Below are 25,277 nucleotides of genomic sequence, written 5' to 3' on the forward strand. Positions count from 1 at the left end.
GTCGCGGCGACGAACCAGCGTGTCGATAGCCTGTTCTCGACGCTCAACACGATGGTGCAGTCCGGCACGGCCACGCTGCAGACCGTCAATGCCTCGGTGAAGGATGCACTCGACGGCGCGAAGGCGCTGATCTCGGACGTGCGCAGCGTCGCCGGCGCCCAGGATGCCGGCACCAAGCTCAAGGCCGATTTCGCCGATCAGGTCGCCAAGGACAAGGCGACGGTGATCGAGGGGTTGAAGACCCTCGCCAAGCTCGGCATGGACCTGCCGCTGCTCGGCATGAACAACTTCTACACCGAGGTGATCGCCGGCGCGGCTTCGGGCAACAAGGCCGCCATCGCGGGCGGCCTGGCGCTGCAGATTCTCGCCAACAAGACGCAAGCGACCATCGGCGCGTCGGCGAAGATCGATTCACTCGGTCCGGTCGCGGTCAATGCGATCGACGATACCGTGTCGCGCACGATCGTCGGGGCGGCTTCCGCCTCGGGCGGTTCGGCGGCGGCCGGCATCTCGCTCGGCATCATCGTCAACTCGGGCCAGGTCACCGCCTCGATCGGCGACCGCGCCACGATCAGCGCGCTCGGCAACGTGCCGAATACCCCCGCGCAGACCGGCGCGATCGATGTCGCGGCCAAGGCGGCGCGCACGATCAACCTGTTCGAGCTCAGCGCCGCGGTGAGCGACAAGAACGGCATTGCCGGCATTCTCGGTGTCGTGACTTCGCTGGTCGATGCGCAGGCGACGACCGGCGTCGGCAGCACGTTCAAGGCGACCGGCGCGATGACGGTCAGCGCCACCAACACGATCGAGGCGCTGAACCTCGCCGGCGCCGTCGGCGCGGGCGGCACCAACGGCCTCGGCGGCGTCGCGGTCGCGACCACGATCCGCGACAACACGCTCGCCCGGCTCGGCTCGGGCACGGGTGGCGACAAGACGACGGTCACGGCCGGTTCACTCGGCGTTTCCGCCGAGAGCTCGGAACTGCTGATCAATGCCGGCGTCGCGGGCGCGGCGGCCGGCTCCAATGCCATCGTCGGCGTGGTCTCGCCGCTGACGCAGATCCTGCGCACCGAGGCCTCGATCGGCACCGGCGCCGACATCACGACGGTCGGCGCGAGCTCGGTCACGGCCAAGGATCGGACCTTCGAGGTCAACATCGCCGGTGCCTTCGGCGCCGGATCGAACAATGCGGTCGGCGGCTCGCTGATCGTCACCACCGTCACCAATGACGTGCTCGCCCATGTCGACGACGGCGTCAGCATCAAGGCCGGGTCGATCGCGATCGGCGTCGATGCCGAACAGCGCTATGTCGCGGTGGCGATCGCCGGCACGGCCGGCGGCAGCAATGCCGTCGCGGGCGTCGCCACGCCGGTCACCCAGGTGCTGAATGCGAAGGCGACGGTCGGCAACGACGTGACGCTGACCGCGACGGCCGGCGATATCGCCGTCACGGCGGCCGACCCGACACTGTTGATCAACATCGGCGGCGTGATCGCGGCCGGCGGCAACAACGGCATCGGCGGCTCGGCAGCGGTCGGCACGCTGTCGGACACCGTGCTGGCGACGATCGGCGACCGCGCGACCCTGACCGCGACCGGCGGCGTGATCGTCACGGCGACCGCCTCGGAGACCGTCAGCGACAACGTCGTTTCCGGCGCCGCGTCGGGCAACGTCTCGGTCGGCGGCTCGCTCGCCTCCTCGATCGTGCTCGATCAGGTGCAGGCCTCGATCGGCCGCAAGGCGACGATCCGCTCCGGCGACGTCACCGTGAAGGCGACCGACGACACCACGATCGTCGACATCGCCGGCGCGATCGCGATCGGCGGCAACACGGGTGTCGGCGCCGGCGTCGATGCCAATGTGCTGACCAAGGCGACCTACGCCTGGATCGGCCGCAATGCGCTCGCCGAGACGCCGACGCTCGCCGACGCGGGCGACATCCAGGCGACCGGCAATGTGCTCGTGCAGGCACGCAGCTCGGAATCCGTCTATTCGCTGGTCGCCGGCTTCGCGGCCGGCGGCAACGCCGGCGTGGCCGGCTCGGTCGGCGCCTTCGTGCTCAAGGGCGACACGCTCGCCAGCATCGTCGACTATTCGAAGGTGGTCGCCGACGGCAACGTCGCGGTCGTGGCGACCGACGATCAGACCTTCAACCGGCTGGTCGGCAGCGGTGCCGTCGGCGGTTCGGCCGGCATCGGCGGTGCGGTCGGCGTCTCGGTCGTGGTGCAGAACACGCTCGCCTCGATCGGCGACAATGCCGCCGTGACAGGCCGCGGCCGCGGCGCCGACATGACCGTCACGACCGGCATCGAGGGCACCTTCTCGGTCTATGGCTCGAACGGCAGCCTCGCCGTGCGGCCGCCGAAGTCGGATTTCGCCAGCCAGACCGGCGGCGACATCAACGCCGTCACGGTCGCCGACGCCATCCTCGAGGGCGGCAGCCTGTTCATGCTCCAGCGCGACACCAAGCCGGTGACGCAGCTGGTCAAGGGCGTCGCCGTCACCGCGACCACGACCAATCTGATGCGGTCGCTGGCGGTCAGCGGCGGCATCAGCGGCAATGTCGGCGTGTCGATCTCGGGCGACATACCGGTGGTCGTCATCGACACGGAAGCGACCGTCGGCGCCAACGCCAAGATCAACACGGACAACAACAATACCCCGGCCGGCAGCCAGCAGTCGGTCGTCGTCGCGGCGGCGAGCGATCTCTACCACCTCGGCATCGCCGGTTCGGTCGCCGTCGGCGGTACGGCCGGTGTCGGCGCCGGTGTCGAAACCACGATCTTCAAGACCACCACGATCGGCCGCATCGGCGCCGGCTCGACCGTCAACGCCGCGGCCGACGTGTCGGTCACGGCCCGTGCGGCCGAGAATTTCGCCAGTGCCGCGGTCAGCGTCGCCGGCGGCGGCACGGGCGCCGTGGCGGGCGGGATCAGCGGCTTCGCGGTCGTCAGCAAGACGATCGCCTCGATCGAGAGCGCGGCCGCGGCGGCGACCCAGGTCAACGCCGGCGGCAACGTCATGGTCGTCGCCGACGACCAGACCCGCGCCGCGGTCACGGCCGGCACGGTCGCGATCGGCGCCGCGGCGGCCGGTGTCGGCGCCGGCGTCGGCATCTCGGTCGTCACCAAGGACACCGAGGCCTATGTCGGCCGCAGCGCGTCGGTGACGGCGCTCGGCAACTCGAGCGCGACGTTCAAGGAATTCCTCGGCAGCGACTTCGCCAGCGCCAAGAACGACGGCCGCGGCCTGCTCGTCTATGCCAACTCCGGCGAGAGCACCTTCGTCTCGGTGGTCGCGGGTGCGGGCGGGTTCTACGCCGGCATCGCCGGCGCAATCGCCGCGGAGGCCTTCGTCGACCAGACGCGCGCGTTCATCGGCGAAGATGCGCGCATCAACCTCGTCAACGGCAACGCGAACGCGGGCCAGGACGTCGCGGTGATCGCGCGTGACAGCACGGTCGTCGCCGTCGCCGAAGGCACGGTCGCGATCGGTATCGCCGCCGTCGGCGGCGCGCTCGACGTGGCGGTGATCACCGCCGCGACCCAGGCCTCGATCGGCAATGGCGCGATCGTCAATGCAGCCGACGAGGTCATGGTCGGCGCGATGACCAATCGCGCGACCTCCTCGACGGTCGCAAGCATCGCCGGCGGGTTCGGCGGCGTCGGCGCGGCCATTTCGGTGCTCGCCATCGCCAATGGTCCGTCGGCCGATCAGACCGCGCAGACCGATCGCGCCGGCTCGTTCAGCCAGACGGCGAACGGCAAGCTGTCGGACGATACGATCGACCGGCAATTCCTGTCGTCTTCGACCAACCAGGCCGTGCGCGATGCGAGCAAGAGCGCGCAGAACTACAAGAGCGCGCTCAGTTATTCCTCGATGGCCAACCAGACGGCGATCGCGCCCGGCAATTCGGCCACCATCGGCAGGGCGACCATCAACGCCGGCGGCCTTGTCTCGGCGCGCAGCTACGACGCGGTCGATGTCCTGATGGCCGACGGCGCGGTGCTGTTCGGTGCCGGCGGCGGCGCCGGCATCGGCGTCGCGGTCGTCAGCGTCGACAACACGGCCACGATCGCCGCGGGCGCCGACGTGAACAGCGGCTCGCTCGCCATCGCCGCGGCCTCGAAGCGCACGCTCAACGGCACCTCCGTCGCCGCAACCGCGGCCGGCGTCGCCGCCGGCCTGGTCAGCCTGACCGACACGAGCCGGACCGGCGCGACCGTCGACAATGCCAGCGTCACCACCAAGGCCGGGGCCGCGGTGACGGCTTCCGCGACCGAAACCGTCAAGGCCACGACCACAGCTCTGGCGGCCGGTGCAGCCGGCGGCCTCAACGTCATCGTGGTCACGCCGACCACGACCGCGGCGATCGACAACGGCGCGACGGTCAAGGTCGCGCAGAACCTCGACGGCAACCTCGTCGTCTCGGCAGACAACACCCTCGACATCACGTCCGCGGCGGCCGGCGCGGCCGTCGCGGGCGGCGGCGGCGCCGGCGTCACCGTCCTGGTCGAGACGCCGACCGCGGTCGCGCGGATCGGCGCGAACGATCGGATCACCGCCGGCAGCACGCTGCCGGGCGCGCGCCTCGGCGACGTCCTGGTCGGCGCGACCACCACCGAGCGGGTCGACAGCTACGGGCTCGGCGTCGCACTGGGTGCGGAGGCGGGCGGCGCGCTCACCGTCATCGTGCGCAACACGACGACCAGCGCCACGATCGGCAAGGCCATCGTGTTCGCGACCGGCGACGTCGGCGTGACCGCGTCGTCCTCGAACGACGACACGATGGCGGTCGGCGGCGGCGCGGTCGGCGCCTTCGCCGGCGTCGGTGCCTCGGTCGGCGTCAGCGTGCTCAACAGCACGACCACCGCCTCGATCGCAGACCAGGCGGACGTGACCGGCCTCGGCGGCGGCTCCACCACCGACAAGGTCGGCTACACCGACGGGTTCGGCACGAGCTTCGTCGCCTATGGCAGCAACGACAAGGTCAAGGCCTCGTCGCTGTCGAACGTCTCGGGCAGCAGCGCCAATGCCGGCGGCGGCGATACCGGCGATGTCGCGGCCCAGGGCGCGGACCTGCTCCTGAAGAAGCGGCTGGAGGCCGCCCGGACCGGATCGGCCCACGGCGTCATCGTCAACGCGGTCAAGTCCGACATCCTGCACTCGATCGGCATCGGCGCGGGTGTCTCGCTCGGCGCCGGCGTCGCGATCAGCGCCAGTGTGCCGATCGTCTCCGATACGACGTCGGCGACCATCGGCAAGGGCGCGAAGATCAACCAGACCAACGCAAACACGGCCTCCGCGGACCAGTCGGTCGTGGTCGCGGCGGCGGCGGATCTCTACAATCTCTCGATCGTCGGCACGCTCGCCGGCGGCGGGCCGGCGGGCGTCGGCGGTAGCGTGTCGTCGATCATCGTCAACAACGCCACCCTCGCGACGATCGGCGCCGGCGCCATCGTCTCGGCCGGCAACGACGTCCTGGTCACGGCGCGTGCCGTCGAAGACTTCGCCGTCGTGGCGGCGGCCGGCGCGATCGGCGGCAGCGGCGCCATCACCGGCGGCCTCGGCTATCTGTCGCTCGACGCCAACACCAAAGCGCTGATCGACGCCGGCGCCACCGTCGTCGCCCAGGGCAACGTCGCGGTCGGCGCCGAGGACACGACGCGATCGGCGTCGTTCGGCGGTGCGCTCAGCGCGTCGCTCGGCGGCGCGGTCGGTGCGGCGATCGGCGTCGTGTCGTTCCAGAAGGACACCGAGGCCACGATCGGCGCCGGGGCGTCGGTTTCCGGCCTCGCCCTGCGCGCCTCCAACCTCGACGAGCCGGTCGGGCCGGACTTCGGCACGACCCGGTCGGGCAAGGGCGTGCTCGTCTCGGCGCGGTCGAGCGAGACCGTGTTCACGATGAACTTCGGTGCCGGCGCGGCCGGCATCGTCGCGGCGGCGGGCGCGATCAGCGTCGAGATCGAGAAGATCACCACGCTCGCGACCATCGCGGATGGCGCCATCATCAACGCGTTTGCCGGCGGCAATCAGCAGGACGTTGTGGTCGCGGCACGCGACTTCTCCGGCATCGTCGCCTATGACGGCGCCTTCGCCGGTGCGGTCGGTGCCGCGCTCAGCGGCAGCGTCGACGTCGGCATCCTGCAGACGACGGTCGGCGCCTCGATCGGTGCGGCGACGATCAATGCCGCGCGCGACGTGCTCGTCACCTCGATCGCCGACAAGCAGATCGCCTCGACGACGATCAGCGCCGCCGGCGCGATCGCGGGTCTGGCGGCCGGCGTGTCGGTCTATTCGATCGGCAACGGGCTCGATCCGTCGAGCAAGGGCGCCGACGAGCTCAAGACCAAGGATGGCTCCGGCAGCGTCGGCGCCTTCGCCGGCAGCCAGCTCTCGACCGGCGGCACGGTCTCGCGCGTCGTCACCAGGACGACCAGCAACAGCGACGCCGCGGCGGCGGCGAACACGATCAACGCCAAGCTCGGTGCGATCGACATCGCCGGCCGGATCAACGCCGTCAATCCGGCGGTCGCCGGCACCTCGGCCGTCATCGGCGCGGCGACGATCAACGCCAACGGCAACGTCGCGGTCAACGGCCGCGATCGCCTCGGCCACACGGCCACGACCGGCGCACTCGGCGCCGGTCTGGTCGGCGCGGGTGCGGGCATCGCGGTCTTCACCGATACGGCCTCGAACACCGCCGCGATTCGCGGCAATGGAACGACGATCACGGCCAACGGCTCGAACGGCGTCCAGGTCGCGGCCCGCACCGCTCATACCGTATCCGAAACATCCTATGCGGGCGGCTTCGCCGTCTCCGGCGCGGCCGAGGCGGATGTCGCCATTGCGCGCGACATGTCCACGACGACGGCGGAACTCGCCGGAATCAACGTCGTGACGGCCGGCAGCGTCGGAATCGTTTCGCAAGCGGATCGATCAGTGTCGGCCCAGGCAGCCGGAGCCGCGGGCGCGGTCGGCGTCGCAGTCGGCGTCTCGATCGCGACGGCGGAAATCGGCGGCAGCGTGACGGCCTCTGTCGACCGCAGCAACGGCGCGTCGGCCACGATCGGCAAGACGGCCGCCAAGGCCGGCAAGGTCTCCATCAGCGCGGTCTCGAACGACAGCGCCTCGGCCAGCGCCAAAGGCAGCTCGGGCGGCATCGGCGCGGCCGGCACCGGCGCGGAGGCGACCGCGCGGGTCGCACCGTCGGTCGCCGTCCTGCTCGATCACGCCACCATCGTGTCCAGCGACAAGGTCACCCTCACCGCGCTCGCGACCGACAGTGCCTCGGCCACGGCGACCGGCCTCGCCATCGCCGGCGGCCTCGCGGCGGGCGCCTCGATCGCGAACGCGGAAATCGCCGCGCCGGTGACGCTGACGATGACCGGCGGCAGCACGATCACGGCGGACTCGGTCGACGCATCGGCCTCCTCGCTGTCGAACGGCGTCTCCGCCCAGACCTTCGGTGCGTCCGGTGCCTTCCTGATCGGCATCAATGCCACCAAGGCGACCGCCCGCGACGGCTCGTCGGCGATCGCGGCGGCGGATCACGGCGCGTTCACAGTCGCCAATGCGCTCAATTTCGGCGCCACGACCCGCACCAACGACAGCGCCCGCGCCTACGGCATCAATGCCGGCGTGGTCGCGGTCGGCGCCAACGTCGCCAACGCACTCTCCGAGGTCACGACCCGGTCGACCTTCTTCGACATGACCGTCAAGGCCGGCAGCCTGAGCGTGACCGCGACCGGCACGGCGACGGACGGCGCCGTGGCCAAGGCCGGCAGCGGTGGCGTGATCGCCGGCGCGGCCTCCTCGGCCTCGACGACCCAGCGTACCACCACCACCGCGACGATCGGCGCCGAAACGGGCGCGCCGAGCCTCATCGACGTGACCGACGGCGCGATCACCGTCGGCGCGAGCCAGACGGACCTGTTCTCCGGCGATGTCGACAGCACGCAGGCGGCCTTGGCCGGCGCGAGCGGCGCGCGGCTGAGCGCCGAGGTCGGCTCCGTGGTTTCGGCCACGATCGGCACCGGCACGACGGTCCTCGCCCGCGACTTCGCTCTGCGGGCGGTCGATGTGGTGCACCGGTTCTTCATCGGCGAGACGCCGTACAGCCTGTCGCCGGGCTCGGCCGCGCCGGCCGCGTTCAACGCCGACACCGCGACCTTCGACGTCCGCTCGGGTTCGGGCGGCTTCCTGGACGCGCCGGCGGCGACCGGCACCACCCGGATCGCGCTCGACACCTCGGCGATGATCGCCGACGGCAGCACCGTGCATCTGATCGCGCCGACCCAGGGCGCCAGCCTGGCGGTGGTCGAAGCCTATAACGAGACGATCGTCCACCAGAAGACCAAGGTCGATTCCGGCGGTGCGATCTCGGTCGCCTCCGGCGCGGTCGCCATCGCGGTCAATGCCAACGCCACCGTCTCGATCGGCGCCGGCAGCACGCTCCTGGTCGACATCGGCGACGTCCGCGCGGCAGCGTGGGGCAACGCCGATCTCGACGGGCGCACCGCGGTCACGACCTATGGCGTGGCGGGCGCGCCGAGCGGCGACGCGACCATCAACGCGACGTTCAACAACCTGCTCAATGTCGGCGTCAACGCGCGGGTCGAGGCCTCCGACGGCGCCCTCCTCAACGGCCAGCCGGTCAGCGGCACGGTCACGCTCGCCGCCGGCCGCAGCCCGGACGGCGTGCAGCCGTCGAGCTTCCTGCTCAACACCAACGTCGACCTCTACAACAACACCGCGATTCCGCTCTCCGGGGCACCGAGCCCGCGGTCGAACCTGACCAGCACGGCGATCCTGTCGATCGCGCGCTCGGACGGCGCGCCGGCGTCGCATTACGGCGTCAATGCCGCCGGCGACATCACGCTCGCCGCCGACCAGGGCGCGATGAAGACGACGGCCCGCGGCGTCGGCACCAACATCTACCTGGAAGCGTTGTCGAAAGTCGCGTCGGCGATCAGCAACCTGTTCGGCGGCGGTGACGTCTCGTTCAAGCTCACCGGCGGTTCGGCGAGCCAGCAGGGCGGCAGCACGCTGGTGATCGACGGCTTCGTCGACACCGGCGTCCAGCGCAACAAGACGCTGACGATCAGCTACGCGACCTCGAATACGGCGAACGCCTACAACAAGTACGTGACCGGCAGCGCCGGCGCTTGCGACTACACCGCCACGGCCTGTTTCGCCGATCCGATCACCGGCCAGATCTCGGCGTCGCTGAGCGGACCCTTCGACGTCGGCGCGACCATCCTCGACCGTGTCGCGCAGATCAACGCGCTGCTCGTCCTCTACGACAAGGACCCGATCGCCAAGGCGGCCTACCTGAGCGAACTGACCTTCCTGCAGAAGAAGCTCGTGGCGCTCGGCCTCGGCACCTTCGATCAGGCCGGCAACTTCGTGAAGGCCCCGACCGTCAATTACGGCACCACCGCGCAATCGGCGACGACAGCCAGCGCGAACCTGAACTCCGCCCTCGGCAATTTCCGGAATGCCACGACGTCCGGCATCGGCACGACGCTGTCGTCCTATCTGGAGAACATCTCGCAGCTCTGGAACGGCACCCACGCGGACGGCAGCGACGCCGGCAGCGACGCGAAGGGCTATTCCCTGAGCGCGAGCGTGACCGCCGTCCTCGGGCAGTACGCACAGCTGAGCAAGTACAACGCCGGCAATCTGGCGGGGACCGTCCAGGGCGTCCAGAACCAGGTCACGACCGGCAACAACACGCTTGCGGCCGCGCGCGGGACACTGACGACCATTGCCAGCGACGAATCGGCGATCGCGACCGCGATCGAGGCCATCGTCAGCAAGCAGACCGGGCTCGCCAACGGCACCGTCACCCAAGCGGACGCGACTGCGGCGGTCGATCAGTCGATCGCGACGATCAAGGCCAATCAGAACGACGTGCTGAACAAGGCCGGCGCCCTCAAGACGAGCCTCGACAGCCTCTCCACCACGCTGATCGTCAACATCAAGCAAGGCTTGACCACGATCTTCAACGCCTCCTTCGACGGCAGCAAGTCCGGCGACGTCACCATCCGGGATACGACTCTCAAGACCAGCGCGGACCCCGCGCAGGTCGGCGCGCTGGTCCGCATCGACAACGCCAAGGCTCAGATCAACGCCTACGTCAACGGCGGGACGCTGCAAGGCAGCGTCACGACAGGCGGCATCAGCGGCGCGATCACCGATTATCAGACCCAGGTCAACGCCTTGCAGGGTTCCGCCACGTCCGGCGGCACGATCGACGGGCCGAACACGCTCGCGCAATGGGGCAACGTGCTGACCGGCGCCGCCGTCGCGGCCGCCAACGGCGGGGCCGGGACGGTCGGCACCACCGGCCTCAAGGCCTACCGCGTCGTGGTCCCCGACACCGTCGCGCGACTCGGCAACATCTACCTGAGCGGCAATGTGGTCCGCACCAACGGCAGCGGCGTCCTCTCGGCGCCGGGCAATGCCTCGATCACCATCACCAACAACACCGCCGCGACGCTCGAGATCAACAATCTGATCATCCCGACCGGCGACTACGGCCGCATCCGCGTCAACGGTGCGCTGGTCGAAAATCCGGCGGACATCGCCGCCGTCACCGGCAGCGCCTCGGGCTTCGCCACGCAGAACGTGATCACCGGGGCCACGTCCGGCGGCTCGAAGATCACCATCACCAGCACCTACAACCCTGAAGGCTTCTTCGATCCCACTGCCGCGGGCATCGCCTTCAGGAAGCCGCAGGTCGCGCCGGACATCATCCTCAATCAGGACAAGGCGATCACCAACCTGAACGGCTCGGTGACGATCGACAGCGCCGCGGGCAACATCTATCTCCGCGGCTCGATCAACGCGGGCGCGATCAGCATCCTGGCGCGCAACGGCGACCTCGCCTCGAGCTACGTCCCCGGCTTCAAGCACGTCGCCGGCGATCCGGCCAGCAATGTGCCGCTCGGCGTCGGCATGATCGCGAACGGCGATATCTTCCTGTCGGCTCGCTATCTGAACCTGAACGGCACCGTGCAGAGCGGCGTCGCGGCCTATTCGCTGAACGTCGACGGCTCGACGCTGCTGACGACGACCGATGCGAGCCTGCTCGGCCTCACCGCTCAGGATCTCAAGCCGGCGAACGACCTCTACACGGCCGACAACACCAAGACGGCCTATCTCTTCACGTCCAACATCAGCCAGTCGCTGAACTACGGCGCCGGCGTGACCTACAATCCCGCGACCGGAGTCTTCACCTTCTCCGCCGCGACGGCCGACCTGCTCAAGCAGCAGGGCAGGACCGCGACCTGGGCCTTCAAGGGCTCCGACAACGTCGCCGCCATGGGCGCGACCTACGACACGGTCCGAAACCAGGTCGTGGTCAACGGCACCTCGGTGCACGGCGGCTATATCCAGATCTTCGGCCAGGTCTTCAACACGTCGGCGACCGGCGCCCAGCTCAACGTGCTCGACGGCTTCGGCACGATCGACGTCACCAACACGACCGGGCTGACGCTGGTGCTCTCGACGCTCGACACCGGCGCCGACCTGAGCGGCACGGGCCGCGGCAGGGTCGGCAGGATCGAGATCACCGACGTGCATCTCGACCAGGACGCGCATGGTCCGGCCAGCGTCGCGAAGAATCAGGTCGACGCGACGCGGACCATTTACACGCGCGACTACGATCCTGCGGGCGCGGGCAGCGGCCGTGTGGTGAAGACGGTTCAGACCGGCATCATCGACGCCACGACGGGTGCGTTCGTGATCGGAACGGTCGACGCGATCACCGGCCAGTTCACGAGGGGCGATCAGAGCCAGGCGCCGACGACCACCTACGGTTCGGACCGGTCGAGCACCTATTCGCCGTTCACCGGCTCGCGCTACGCCTACACGATCGGCGAGACTTTCTCCGTCATTTCGAGCTTCACCCACAAACAGGTGAACATTTTCGGCAGCGACGATCTCAGCCTCTTCCAGAACGATCAGCTCGACAACTTGAAGAGCACCAAGACGGCTAGCGGTCGCTTCGATGGTACGTATCTGACCCTGTACCAGACCCTGGCGGGCACGACCAAGATCGAGGGCCTTTCTTCGATTAACGGCATCGCCTTCGCGAACTCGCCGGCCACGGTCTTTAACAACGGCACGGATCCCGCAACCGGGAAGGAGATCGTCGATCAACCGGACGTCACGTCGCAGAATGCCTACGTCAACAGCACGAATATCAAGGAAACCGGCCGCAAGTCGAACTGCGTCTGGTGGACGGCTTGTATCGCCTCCAACGTCACGATCACCTATAGCCTGAATCAGGTCTACACCGTGATCACGACGCATTCGCTCAAGGCAGACTACGATGTCGCGGTCAACTTCATCGGTTCCAACACCGGCCGGATCAACGTCACCTCGTCGACCGACGTGGTCCTGAAGGGTGCGCTCACCAACCTCAACGGCACCACCACCATCAAGGCCAACGGCACGAACGCCTCGATCATCGCCGGCAGCGATGCCGCGCAGGTCACGGCGCGCACGATCGATCTGCAGGCCAACGGTTCGATCGGCGGTGTCGCCGATCCGACCAGCGGCAGCAGCATCGTGCAGCGGCCGATCGGCGTGACGCTGACCAATATCGGCAAGAGCGACCGCGCGCTGAGCGCGACCGCCGGCAACGGCGTGGTCTCGCTCACCTCGACGTCGGATCTGGTGTTCAAGCAGGTTACGGCCGGCGGCTCGGCGGCGAGCGGCACCAGTGCCGTCACCTTGACCGCGGCGGCCGACATCAAGGGCTTCGACGGCAACGCGCTGATCCGCGCCGACCGCGTGTCGCTGACCTCGACCAGCGGCGCGATCGGCTCGACCGCCGCGCCGCTGCGGGTCGATACCGGCTACACCAACGACCAGACGCTGCGGCCGTTCGGCAACCCGGACACCGCCGTGCCGGGCAGCCTGAACTGGTATTACGGCCTGTCGGCCAAGGCCGCGGGCGACATCGGCATCCGGTCCGGCACCTGGGCCCACAACGCCGACGGCACGATCCTCGCGAACTCGATCGTCTCGACCGGCGGCAACGTGAAGCTCGTCACCGCCGGCCGCATCCTCGACAACAACCCGGTCGAGAAGATCGACCAGCGCACCACCGCGCAGCTGATCGACTACTGGAACACGCTCGGCCTGACGGCGGGCGCCGCCAACGCCGAGCGCCAGGCGGCGACCATCGCCGCCTTCGAGGCGAGCCGGACCCAGGAGTACCGGTTCTACTGGCAGATCCGTCTCGGCCAGGCGAACGGCGGCGCGAGCTTCGATCCGACCTACACGGTCAGCTATGACCCGGCCTCGGCGCAGTACAAGGCGCTGTTCTCGACCTATCAGGCGCAGGAGGCCGCGAACCGGCCGGGCGCCACCCAAGGGGAGATCGACACTGCGGCGGCCCAGGACGTCGCCGCCTTCGCGGCCCAGCAGACCGCGCGCTACCGGGCGCTCAATGCGAGCGTCGGCACGCTGACGGCCAATTATGATGCGGGCTACAGCTACGCGGCCTCGGACGCGGACAAGAAGAGCCTGACCGCCGGCGCGACCTGGTCGGAGAAGGCACTCGGCTTCCCGCTCTCGGCCGGCCTTCTCAAGACCGTCACCAACACCAACCCGGTGATCAAGGATCCGAACGTCGCCGGCCGCACGGTCACGCTGCTGGCGGACAAGGGCCTCGGCGAGAACCTGACCGTCGCCGGCCAGAGCGCGCCGGGCATCGTCATCCAGCCGACCACCGATCCGATCCACACGCTGACCGACGCGCAGAAGCTCGCGCTCGCCACGGCCGAACGGACGGACCTCGTCCTGACCGTCGGCGGCATCGACCTGCCAGCGAACGCGACCGATGCCCAGCGCGCGGCCTATGCGGAGGCCACCCGCCTCGGCATCACCGGCACGGCGGTGACGATCGAACTCGGCAAGGACGAGAGCGCGATGACGCCGCAGCAGCGCGCCGCGCTCGATGCGGCCGCGCTCGGCATGGCGCGGACCAACGGCACCTTCCTGACCGCGCTCACCAAGCGGCCGCTGAATTTCGCGGCGAGCCAGAGCCTGAACGTGACGGTCACCGCCCCCGCGGCGGCGGCCGTGACCGATCCGACCGGCAAGGCCTATCTCGCCTCGCAGGGCGACGCACCGCTCGGCGCCATCACCGTTCCCGGCGAGACGCGCATCAAGGTGCTCGGCTCGATCATGAACGCGGCCGGCGGTTCGTCGGTCACGACCGGCAACATCGTGCTCGAGGCGGCGAACGGCGCCATCGGCACACCGGCGAACGCTCCGACCACGCCGCTGACGCTGGCACCGCTCGCCGGTGCCTCCATCACGGCGCGCGCCCTCAACGGCGTGAACATCGCAGTCGGTAACGGTCTGCCGGCCGGCCGGCTCGATGCGCTGATCGATACGGTCTACTCGCCGAACGCGGTCATCCTCACCGCGCAGGGTTCGATCTTCAGCGCCGTGCAGGATCCGACGCTCAACGTGCTCGGCAAGACCGTCACGCTGACGGCGTCGGACGGCGACATCGGCACGCAGCAGCGCGGCCTCGGCGTCGGCAACACGCCCGGCGGCGGCATCTTCGCGACCGCGACCAAGGGCTCGGTCTCCCTCTACGGGCCGAGCGGCGTCGACTTCACGATCAAGTCGGTTCTCGCCGGCATCGACGCGTTCCTGACCGCGGCCAAGGACGCGACCATCGACGGACCGGTGACGGCCAACGGCAATGTCACGATCAGCAATCTCACGATCGACAAGCTGGGCCGCCTGGTGATCACCTCGGTCGGCTCGATTTCCGCGTTGACCGGCGCGATCGACATCAGCTCGGACGCGCTGAAGATGCTCAACGGTGCGTCGATCCGCGCGGCCTTCGGTCCGATCCGCATCCTGACCGCCGGCAATGCGCTGATCACCAACGTGCTGTCGGGCCTCGCCAACGGCACCGCGGTGTCGGTCACGGCCGGTGGCCACATCATCGCGGCGACCGATCCGAACCGGGCCTTCGACGTAGCCGCGACCGGTCAGGACGCCACCGTGGTGCTGAACGCGGGCCAAGGCATCGGCGACATCACCGAGGCCGCCGATCTCGCGGTCGACCCGGCCGACAAGCCCGGTACGGCCAACCTGATCACCAAGGTCATGAACCGGCTGCGGATCGCCGCCGCCTCGTTCATCGCCAAGGCGACCAGCGGCGACGTCGATCTGCTGGCGACCCAGGCCGTCACCAAGGCGACGGTCGTCGCGGCCGCGGGCGACGTCGACGTGGCGGCCCAGTCGGCCTTCGCAGCCGACCTCGTCAGCGCCACGGGCGGCGACGCCCGGGTCACGGCGGAGGGCTCGCTCGCGCTGCGCGCGGCGGACGCGACCGCAGTAAACGGCGTGGGCGGCGCGCTCGACGCGACGTCGACCACGGCGGATCTGCGCCTCGGTACGATCAACACGACCGGTGACCAGCGTCTGACCGCGGCGACCGATATCGTGCTCGGCAGCCTCACCTCGACGGCCGGCGGCATCGCGGCGACGGCGCAGGCCGGCACCCTGACCGGCGGCACCGTCACGGGCTCGCAGACGGTCTCGCTGAAGGCCAGGGGCGACAACACCGGCGACACGGCGACCGCCACCAATGGCGCGTTGACCATCGTGTCCGAGACCGGCCTCGTTCGCTGGAACGGCGTCAAGGCGGGCAAGACCATCGACATCACCGCCGCGACCACCGCGACCGTGAAGACCGGCACCGCCGGCGGCACGGTCACGGTCCAGGCGGGCGATACCGTCACGGTTTCCGATCTGACCACCACCGGCACATCCGACGATCGCGGCGACGTCGTGCTCGCGTCGACCGGCGGCAACGTCGCAGCGACCAATCTCGACGCGGCCGGCGGGATCTCGGCCACCGCGGCGACCACTGCCACGCTGACCGACTCGACGGCAGGCGGAACCGTGTCGGCGGTTGCCGTCGGGACGATCACCGCCGATCGCGTGACCACGACGGGGCGCAACGACGACCGCGGCGACATCGTGCTCACGTCGACCGGGGCCGATCTGGCCCTGGGCACGCTGACGTCGAACGGCGATCAACGGCTGACCGCGGCGACCAACCTCGTCCTCGGTAAGCTCGCCTCCATCGCCGGCAGCGTCACCGCGACCGCGCAGACCGGCACCCTGACCGGCGGTGTCGTCGCCGGCGCGCAGGCGGTCTCGCTGAAGGCCAGGGGCGACAACACCGGCGACACGGCGGCCGCCACCAATGGCGCGTTGACCATCGTCTCCGAGACCGGCCTCGTTCGCTGGAACAGCGTCAAGGCGGGCAAGACCATCGACATCACCGCCGCGACCACCGCGACCGTGCAGACCGGCACCGCCGGCGGCACGATCACGGTCAAGGCGGACGGGACCGTCACGGTCGGCACGCTGACGACCACCGGCACGCCCGGCGATCGCGGCGACGTCAAGCTGAGCTCGACCGGCGCCGATGTGGCGGGCGGGACGATCGTCTCTGCCGGCGGCGTCGGTATCGACGCGGCGACCACGATCAAGGTCGACCGGTCGACCTCGGCCGGCTCGCAGACCATGACCGCCAACGGCGCAATCGACTATGGCTTCATCGGCACGAGCGGAATGCCGGGCGACGCCGGCGACGTCACGCTCGACTCGAAGACCGCGCCAGTCACCGGCGGGTCGATCGACGCCCATGGCGTCGTGACGATCCACGGTGTCGGCATCCGCTTCGACTCGATCAACGGCACGGCCGGCGTGGCGCTCAATTCCGATGCGGAGATCGTCGGCACCAAGCTGACGACCCTCGGAGACATGACCGTGTCCTCGGTCGGCGACACCACGCTCGGCGACGCCACGGCCGATCGGCTCGTGCTGACGACTCCCGGCAACATCCGGTTCAAGACGCTGACCATCCTCCGGGCGCTGACGCTGGCGGCCAACAACATCGAGGTCGGTCTGCTCAAGCAGCGGCCCGACGCGACCTGGCCGCTCGACGTGATCCTGACCGGCTATCGCGGCACACTCGGCACCAGCGCTTCGCTGACGATCCAGGCGCCGAACGGCCTGCACATTCCGCTGATGCGGGAGAAGGACGTCCGGATCGTCACCAGTGCTGACGTCATCGACATCGACGATGCCACGATCGACCATACGTTCCGGCTGACGACGCCGCACGTCTCACTATGGATGAACAACTGGACGCCGCAGCCGGTCCTGGGCAACACGACCCAGCTCTACCAGCCGACGCGGACGTTCTGGCTGCACCAGAACCGCTATACTTCTTTTGTTAACTCTTATGTCGTGCAGTACGATGAGCAGGCGCGAATCATCGACTTCCTGGTCGGCGCACGGTGGCTGGGCTTCAGCCTCGTCCGTGACATCGACCGGATCGGTCGAGGCGGCGACTTCTGGTCGGCCTTCTGGTCGACCGCGTTCGAAGACGCCGCCGGTCTCCACCTTCCCTGGTATGTGATCGAGGATCATCTCGAGCGCATGCGCCGGGAGCGCGCTCGCAGGGGCCGGTTCAGTACGAGTTCTTCCGCTCCGATCCAGACTCGTTGAACCGTCGGCCTCCGGGCCTTGCGTGAAGGTGGAATTCATGAGGCCTGATCAGAAGCTCGCCGTGATCGGCGGGCTGGCCGGAGCGATTCTGACGTCGGCGACCGGTACGTCGCGTGCGCAGGTCGTTCCTCCGCTGCCCAATCCGGGGATCATCGCGGATCAGAACCGGCGCAATCAGGAAACGATCCAGCGCCGTGACGAGACCAGCCTCAACGGACCGGCGGTGATCGGGCCGAAGCCGGCGGAGACGCTGGTCGGTCCGCCGGGCGGCGCCAGTTTCGTGCTGAAGCGCGTCACGTTCGATCCGACGGCCTTCATCAGCACCGCCGAGCTCGATGCGATCGCGGCCCGCTATGTCGGCCGCAAGGTCGACAATTCCGACCTGCAGCGCATCGTGAAGGCGGTCAACGACATCCTGGCCGAGCGGCGGGTCATCACCGCGCTCGCCTATCTGCCGGCGCAGGATCTGAAGGGCGGCGTGCTGCGTGTCGCCATCGTCGAAGGCAAGCTCGGCAAGGCCGTGATCACCGGCACCGATCGGCTGCCGGCGCAGACGGTGGCGCCGATCGCCGGCACGCCGGGCGCGGTCGTCGACACGCCGAAGCTCGAGAGCGACGTCGCGCGCTTCAACCGCACCCATAACGCCCAGGTCCAGGCCTCGCTGCAACCCGGCGCGAGCTTCGGCCTGACCGACATCCAGCTCGCCGTGATCGAGCCGCCGCGCAACTCGCTGCAGGTCTTCGGCGACAACATGGGCGTCGAGTCGGTCGGCCGCGTGCAGGGCGGCATCAATTTCCAGCATTATGGCCTGATCGGCCTCGACGACCGGTTCACGCTCTATTCGGCGGTCTCGGAAGGCAACCTGACCGGCAACGCCGCCTACAACGCCGCCGTCACGCCATGGGGGACGCGGCTCGGCGTCAGCGGCTCGCGCGGCACGATCCGTGTCGTCAGCGGTCCCTATCGGCCGCTCGGCATCACCGGCTCGTCGACCACCGGCGCGCTCAACGCCAGCCAGCCGGTATTCGTCAACACGAACTGGGCGCTGCTGGTCAGCGGCTCGCTTTCCTCGACGCAGGCCTCGTCCTGGCAGCAGGACGTCTCGATCACCGACAACACGACGCTGAAGCGGACGATCGGCGCCTCGCTCAGCTACACGAGCACCGACTTCTCGGCGACGATCGCGCCGAACTACTCGTTCGCGCGCACGCATTTCGGTGTCACCGGCGTCGCCCAGGAATTCGAGGTCGCCGCCGCGACCTACTCGGCCACCGCGCGGCTGCCGGAGAAGTTCGTGCTGTCGATCAACGGCGCGGCACAGCGGGCGGACCAGAAGCTGCTCGCCGGCGACCAGCTGTTCCAGATCGGCGGCCCGACGACGGTGCGCGGCTATTCGACCACCGGCGCGGCCGGCTACGCCGGCTATTACGTCAACGTCGAGCTGCATCACGAAGTGCCGTTCATCGAAGGGCTCGACGGCTTCGTGTTCTACGACCGGGGCCAAGTGTACAGCACCTTCCCGGCCACGGTGACGATGGACTCGCTCGGCGCCGGTCTCAGCTGGGACAGCAAGCGCAACCTGATCGCCGATGTCTCGATCGGCGTGCCGATCACCAAGTCGATGGATCAGCAGCCGAAATACACGGCCTATTTCCGGGTGACGGCGAAGTTCCCCTGAGCGGCGCTCGCCGGCACCCGGGTCTCGAGCCTCACCTACGGATCTCGACTGTGGCGGCGCGAAAAGGGGTCCGATGACGGACACATCGCGGCAGCCGGCGGCGATCTTTCCCGACCCTTCTTCCCGGACTTGTCAGATGACGGCATCTGTCGCACCGCAGGCTCGCGCTCCGGATCTTTAGCTCTGGCTTGACTCAAGGGCAGGCGCGCGCCAAAGCCGAGGGACGTTACAAGGGCCGTGCCGAGAACGTCGCCAGAAACGACGGGATCGCCGCGATGCTGAAGGGCCGCGCGAGCTGGACCAACATCCAGGCGGCGACAGGCTGCAGCAGGGCCACGGTCGCGAAGATCGCAAAGCGGTTTGCGGCCAATTCGGATACGGTCTGAGGGCCGACCATCTTCGCCAGGTGCTGTGCACCCGGGTGCGCCAGTGTCCCATCGCGTGCCTCAGATCGGGTCGGGCGCTGAACGGCACGCGCTCCGCTCGAGGTGACCCGGAAGACAGGGCGCCGGGCCGCCCGGAACAGGCCGTGCGGGCTGACGCTGCCCCTCGACGGAACAGCCGGTCGTTCCGACCAATTCGGGCAACCCCGGCAATCGGCTTCGTGGAGGGCGAAGGCTCGTCCCGGGTGCCCGAGCTCTAACCCGAGCCGGACGCGTAGAGCGGGAGCCGGATTTCGATCATCGCCCCGCGGGCCGCATCGACGAAGCGGATCGAGCCGTCGTGTGCTTCGACGAGGGTCCGGGTCACCGCGAGGCCCAGTCCTGATCCGCCCGTCCTGCGGTTTCGGGACGGGTCGAGCCGCGTGAACGGTTCGAACAACGTTTCCCGGTCGGCCTCGGCGACCCCGGGCCCTTCGTCGGCGATCGTCAAGACCGCGGTCGCGCTGACGGCGGCGAGGCGAACATGGGCGCACCGGCCATAGTTGATCGCATTGTCGACGACGTTGCCGAGGATCCGTTTCAGGGCGACGCGGTCTGCGAGCACCGGGTAGGTTCCCGGCACGATCGCGACGTCGACGGACTGCCCGAGCGCGCGGCGATCGCCGATCTCGTCGGCGACGAACCGATCGAGATCGAAGAGCTCGAGATCGAGCGTCGCCGTGCCGGCCCGACCGGCGATCAGCGCGTCGTCGAGCAGCCGGATCATGTCCTCGATGTCGGCGATCGCGCGCGTCCGTTCCTGATCGTCGGCAATGCCGTCGACCCGGAGGCGCAGGCGCGTGGCAAAGGTCCTGACGTCGTGCGCGATACCGCCGACCAGCGCGAGCCGGGCGGCCAGGAGTGATCCCAGTCGGCGCTGCAGCCGCTCGAACGCCGAGGCCACGGCCCGGATCTCGACCACGCGCCAACGCATGTCGGGCAACGGAGCGGGGGGCCGGCGAGATCGACACGGTCGACCGCCGCGGCCAGTTCGACCAGGGCCCCGGTCTGCCGCAGCGTGATCAGCAAGAGGATCAGCGCGGCCACGGTCCCGAACATGCCGGCCCCGAGCCCGAGCGGCAGGCCGAGCGCCGTAACCGTGTAGGGGCGTGGACCGTGATGTGGAGCGTCCGGCCCCGGAGAGCGGTACGGCGATCGACGCGGTGTTGCGCGAGCCCCAGCGGGTCCGGGAGATCCAGGTTCCGTCCTCCAGTCCGAAGTGGACCGCGACGGGCCGCCCGAGCGCGGCTTCGTAGGGCGCCGCGGCCGTCGCAGAGGCGCCGCTCGCGTCGAAGTCGATCGAGCCGGGCTCGATCCTGAGATCGAAGCGATCGCTGCCGAACGCGGTCCGCACCGTCTCGATCTGCTCGGGTGTCGAGGCCGTCTCGACGAGGGCGACCATTGCGGCGACCTGCCGTGGCGCCGGCAGAAACCGCGCGCCTTCACCGGGAGCGTTGCGATAGAGATAGCCGATCATCAGGATCCAGACCGCCGTGACGCCGAGCATCAGCGCGAAGGCGGTGCGGGTGACGGTGGCGATGCGCGTCATTTCGTCAGCGCCTTGACGGTTCCGGTGAACAGGTAACCGCCGTTGCGGACAGTGCCGATCAGGTTGGAGCCCGGACTGAGCGCTTCGAGCTTGCGGCGGACGCGTGAGATTTGCATGTCGACCGTCCGATCATAGGGGTCGGCGGTTCGACCGCGGGTAAAGTCGAGGATCTGGTCACGCGACAGCACGCGACGCGGCCTCTGCACGAAACAGGCGAGCAGGTCGAATTCCGACGTGGTGAGGTCGACCGCGACCGGCGGGTCGCCGGTCTCGACGATCCGGGCTTCGATGTCGATGACGAAACGGTCGAACTGGTAGCGGCGCCCCGCCGCCTGTACGCGGATGCGGCCCTGGCTGCGCCGCAGCAGCGCGCGAACGCGGGCGAGCAGCTCGCGCGGGCCGAACGGCTTCACCAGATAGTCGTCGGCGCCCATCTCCAGCCCGAGGACGCGATCGATCTCGTCGCTCTTCGCGGTCAGGATCAGGATCGGGACGTCCGTCGTCTGACGCAGCCGTCGACAGATCGCCAGCCCGTCCTCGCCCGGCAACATCAGGTCGAGGATCATCAGGTCCGGCATGGATCGGCCGAGCTGACCGTCCATGGTCTGGGCATTGTCGGCGACATGGACCTCGTAGCCCTCGCGGCGCAGGAGATCGGCCACGAGCCTGGCGATTTCGGGGTCGTCTTCGACCATGAGGATCTGGTTCTGACCGGTCATGACGCGATCTTTGTGGCGCGCGCTGCGTGACGCAAGAGGAGAAGCCCCGCCGTTACAAACCGTTACACGGCCGCATCACAGCGTCGACATCCGATACGCGCCGGCGATGCGCCGGTGACGCAGCCCCTTCAACTTGGCGCCAGACGCGGCCGATCGGCTGCGCCTGAACGACATCATTGAAGGATTGCAGCCCCCATGAAGACCATTGCCGCCACCCTGCTCCTTGCCCTGGTGATCCCGGCGTTCGCCGCCGGCGACGCCTTCGCCCTGTCCCGCAACGGCTCGACCACCGGCCCGCGCGGCACGTCGACGGTCTCGGCGACCGCCAACTGCGCCAACGGCTCGTGCAATCGCAACGTCAACCGCACCGGTCCGACCGGCAACACCTATTCGCGCAGCGGCACCGCGAGCTGCTCGGGCGGCCATTGCACGACCAATGCGGTGACCGTGCTGCCGAACGGCCAGACCGTCACCCATCAGGGTTCCGTGTCGCGCTGATCGCGACCTCGGACGGGAACGGCGCGACCATGGTGTCACCCCCCACTCCGCCACTGGCCCTGCTCGGGCCGTTCCCGGTCGCGATCACGCTGTTGGTCGCGGCGAATTTCATGATCGTGGAATATCTCGCGGCGCGGGCGATCGGGCATCCGGCCCATGAGCGCCGCGAGACGGTGATCTCGCTCTGGATCGCGCTCGGCCACGCTGTCGTGCGGGTGGTCGAGGCGGCGCTGCTCTCGCTGCCCTACATGGCCGCGTACCGGCATCGGCTGTTCGACTTCGATCAGACGTCGTGGCCGGCGCTGATCCTGCTCTTCGTCGGGATCGACTTCCTGTTCTACTGGCAGCACCGCGCGTCGCATCGGATCGCGTGGTTCTGGGCGACGCACGCCGTCCATCATTCGGCCACGCGGCTCAACCTGACCGCCGGCGTGCGCCTCGGCTGGACCGGCGCGATCTCCGGCCTGTTCCTGTTCTTCCTGCCGCTCGCCTGGATCGGCTTCCATCCTCTGCTGATCACCAGCGTGCTCGCGGTGAACCTCGGCTACCAGTTCTTCCTGCACACCGAACTCGCGCCGCGGCTCGGTCCGCTCGAATGGATCCTGAACACGCCGACGCATCATCGCGTGCACCATGCGGTCAACGACGCCTGTCTCGACAAGAACTTCGGCGGGGTGCTGATCGTCTTCGACCGCTTGTTCGGCACCTTCGCGCCCTGCCCGGACGAGCCGCTCGCCTACGGGTTGGCCGGCGTTCCGGATGAGCGAACCGTCGCCGGCGTGCTGTTCGGCGAATGGCGGCGGTTGTTCGATCGGCTGCGGCGGGCGCGATCGTCCGGCGAGATCGCCGCCGTCCTGCTGGCGCCTGGCGCTCCCGACAGCCCGAAAACGCAGTCGACGGCCCGGAGCGAGACCCGCACCGGGCCGGATGTCTCCAACCGAGTCTGATCACGATGACCGTCATTTCGACCGCGGCCCGGAGCGGCGCTGCCTCTGTCGGGCTCCTCCTTCTGCTCACGCTTCGGATCGGCAGCGAAGCCGTGGAGGCTGCCGAGCGCCGACCGCTGAGCTATGCCTCCGAGGTCCAGACCGTCGGCGCCGGCCAGACTACGCCGCTCAACCCGGTTTTCATGTCGTTCGACACCAAATGCCGGTCGAAGCCACGGCCGATGGTGACGCTGGTCGATGGCCCGCATCTCGGTGCGGCGCTGCCGCGTGCCGGCCTCGGCGCCGCGAGCTTCGGGCCCGGTCCCTGGGCCAAATGCGACGGCAAGATCGGCAAGGCGGCCGTGCTGTTCTACCAGGCCGGCAGGACGCCCGGGGTCGACCGGTTCTCCGTCCGCGTGCTCCATGCCGACGGCTCGGTCGTCTACGTGCCGTTCACGATCGTGGTCGAGAAGCGCTGACCGGCGCTTGTCCCGGCACGCCAAAAAACCGCGCCTCTTCCGAGTGGCGCGGTTTTTCGGTGTGCCGATCGGCTCTTCGACGCGGCCGCCTGTCGCTCGAGGTGCGACACCGAGCTCGCGACCGAGGATATCACCGAGCGGCGGCTTACCGGACCGGACGGCGAGTACCATGCCGAGCAGGGCGATCATCGCCCGAGGACGGACCGCCGGCGCCAGCCGACCTGTCATCGCTCCCTCCGCCTACACCAGATCAACGCACGGATCTGGCTTGGACGCCGCAGGACGCGGGTCAAGTCGGGACACGATATCGCGACTTCCACCAGCTGGACGGGCCTTGGACCGGCACGACGGTCAGGCCGGGCGGGAGCGCTCCGGGAGCGGTGATCTCAACGGGATCTAGGAGGTCTGGCGGAGAGAGAGGGATTCGAACCCTCGATACGGTTTCCCGTATACACGCGTTCCAGGCGTGCGCCTTCAACCACTCGGCCACCTCTCCGGGGCCCCTTGCGGAGCGGGGGCTTTGATAGGGCAAAGCGTCGGACGAAGCAAGGCGAATACGCCGCGGTCCAGGGGCTTGTTCGAGCGCTGGTGCTCGACCGGTCGCAAGCGAGGACGCATGGCGTTCCCGGTCCGGGCTGCGGTCGCTATTCGCATGCCGGTCCGAGCGCTTCGGTCCGGTTGCCGGCGGCGGCGTAACCGCTGCTGCCGATCGTGCCTCCCGATCTCCTTCCCTCCCGACCACGCCGCTTCCGCATCGCCGATCCGGCGGTTCCTCGGCCCGACCGGCGGAAGCTTGAACGCGCGGACGCCTCGCCCCATATTGGATTTCGAGCGTTCGCGCTCGCCGGATGCCTGTTCAGGGTCCGGATCGGACAGGTCGCTTCGAAGACAAGGACCTCGACATGTCGCGTCTCACGGGCTTTTCCAGCCCGTTCCTCCTCGGGTTCGACGAGATCGAACGCGTGCTCGATCGTGTGGCCAAAGCCGCCAACGACGGCTATCCGCCCTACAACATCGAAAAGCTCGTCCGCCCCGACACCGCTGTCGGCGACGTGCTGAGAATCACGTTGGCGGTCGCGGGCTTCACCCGCGAACAGCTCGAGGTGACGCTCGAGGAGCGCCAGCTCGTCATTCGCGGCCGGCAGACCGAGGACGACCGGGATCGCCACTTCCTGCATCGCGGCATCGCCGCGCGGCAGTTCCAGCGCGCCTTCGTGCTTGCGGAAGGCATGGAGGTGGTCGGCGCCGAGTTGAAGGACGGGCTGCTCTCGATCGACCTGGCCCGACCCGAACCTGAACGGATCATCCGCCGAATCGATATCGCAACGGGCGATTGACGATTTATTGGGCAGACTGGTTCCGCCCACGATCCCGGATCGATCCGCCGCCTGTGGCGTTGTCGATCGGGGAGCCGATCGTCCGAGGCCATCCGGTACAC

At 68.9% G+C, this 25,277-nt stretch carries 9 protein-coding genes and 1 tRNA gene; 7 read left to right on the forward strand and 3 right to left on the reverse strand.

Going from position 1 to position 25,277, the window contains the following annotated elements; genetic code table 11:
• The first annotated feature begins 279 nt into the window (after nucleotides 1–279).
• The 3 genes from ABS361_18510 (at nucleotide 280) to ABS361_18520 (ending at nucleotide 19,632) form a co-directional block, all read left to right on the forward strand.
• Nucleotides 280–17,568 carry a hypothetical protein gene (locus ABS361_18510; protein ID XBY46943.1) on the forward strand — a complete coding sequence of 5,763 codons (17,289 nt, stop codon included), beginning with the start codon at nucleotides 280–282 and terminating at the stop codon, nucleotides 17,566–17,568.
• Between the two features lie 37 nt (nucleotides 17,569–17,605).
• Nucleotides 17,606–19,246 (forward strand): ShlB/FhaC/HecB family hemolysin secretion/activation protein, encoded by a 1,641-nt coding sequence (locus ABS361_18515; GenBank protein ID XBY44024.1) that lies wholly within the window; start codon nucleotides 17,606–17,608, stop codon nucleotides 19,244–19,246.
• Nucleotides 19,247–19,434: 188 nt separating this feature from the next.
• Nucleotides 19,435–19,632, forward strand: a complete 198-nt coding sequence (locus ABS361_18520) for a hypothetical protein (protein ID XBY44025.1) — start codon at nucleotides 19,435–19,437, stop codon at nucleotides 19,630–19,632.
• Nucleotides 19,633–19,885: 253 nt separating this feature from the next.
• On the opposite strand, the gene ABS361_18525 is transcribed toward ABS361_18520, so the two are convergent.
• Nucleotides 19,886–21,217, reverse strand: coding sequence for an ATP-binding protein (locus ABS361_18525; GenBank protein XBY44026.1), 1,332 nt, complete (start codon nucleotides 21,215–21,217; stop codon nucleotides 19,886–19,888).
• Entirely contained in the window at nucleotides 21,214–21,936 is a 723-nt protein-coding gene (locus tag ABS361_18530; GenBank protein ID XBY44027.1) for a response regulator transcription factor, read from the reverse strand. Before ABS361_18530 ends, ABS361_18525 begins: the two co-directional genes overlap by 4 nt.
• 195 nt (nucleotides 21,937–22,131) lie before the next feature.
• Between ABS361_18530 and ABS361_18535 the strand changes: the two genes are divergently transcribed.
• Genes ABS361_18535 through ABS361_18545 form a run of 3 tightly spaced genes read left to right on the forward strand, consistent with a single transcriptional unit; the run spans nucleotide 22,132 to nucleotide 23,839 of the window.
• A complete protein-coding gene (locus tag ABS361_18535) occupies nucleotides 22,132–22,434 on the forward strand; it encodes a hypothetical protein (protein XBY44028.1) in 303 nt (100 codons plus the stop codon).
• A 29-nt stretch (nucleotides 22,435–22,463) separates the two neighbouring features.
• The gene (locus tag ABS361_18540; protein ID XBY44029.1) at nucleotides 22,464–23,381 is read left to right on the forward strand and encodes a sterol desaturase family protein; all 918 of its coding nucleotides are present in this window, start codon (nucleotides 22,464–22,466) and stop codon (nucleotides 23,379–23,381) included.
• A gap of 5 nt (nucleotides 23,382–23,386) precedes the next feature.
• Nucleotides 23,387–23,839 carry a hypothetical protein gene (locus ABS361_18545; GenBank protein XBY44030.1) on the forward strand — a complete coding sequence of 151 codons (453 nt, stop codon included), beginning with the start codon at nucleotides 23,387–23,389 and terminating at the stop codon, nucleotides 23,837–23,839.
• A 406-nt stretch (nucleotides 23,840–24,245) separates the two neighbouring features.
• Here ABS361_18545 and ABS361_18550 read toward each other — a convergent pair.
• Nucleotides 24,246–24,335, reverse strand: a tRNA-Ser gene (locus ABS361_18550).
• Nucleotides 24,336–24,741: 406 nt separating this feature from the next.
• Between ABS361_18550 and ABS361_18555 the strand changes: the two genes are divergently transcribed.
• Entirely contained in the window at nucleotides 24,742–25,176 is a 435-nt protein-coding gene (locus ABS361_18555; protein ID XBY44031.1) for an Hsp20 family protein, read from the forward strand.
• The last annotated feature ends 101 nt before the right edge of the window (nucleotides 25,177–25,277 follow it).

The organism is Ancalomicrobiaceae bacterium S20 (assembly GCA_040269895.1).
Lineage (GTDB): Bacteria > Pseudomonadota > Alphaproteobacteria > Rhizobiales > Ancalomicrobiaceae > Methyloraptor > Methyloraptor flagellatus.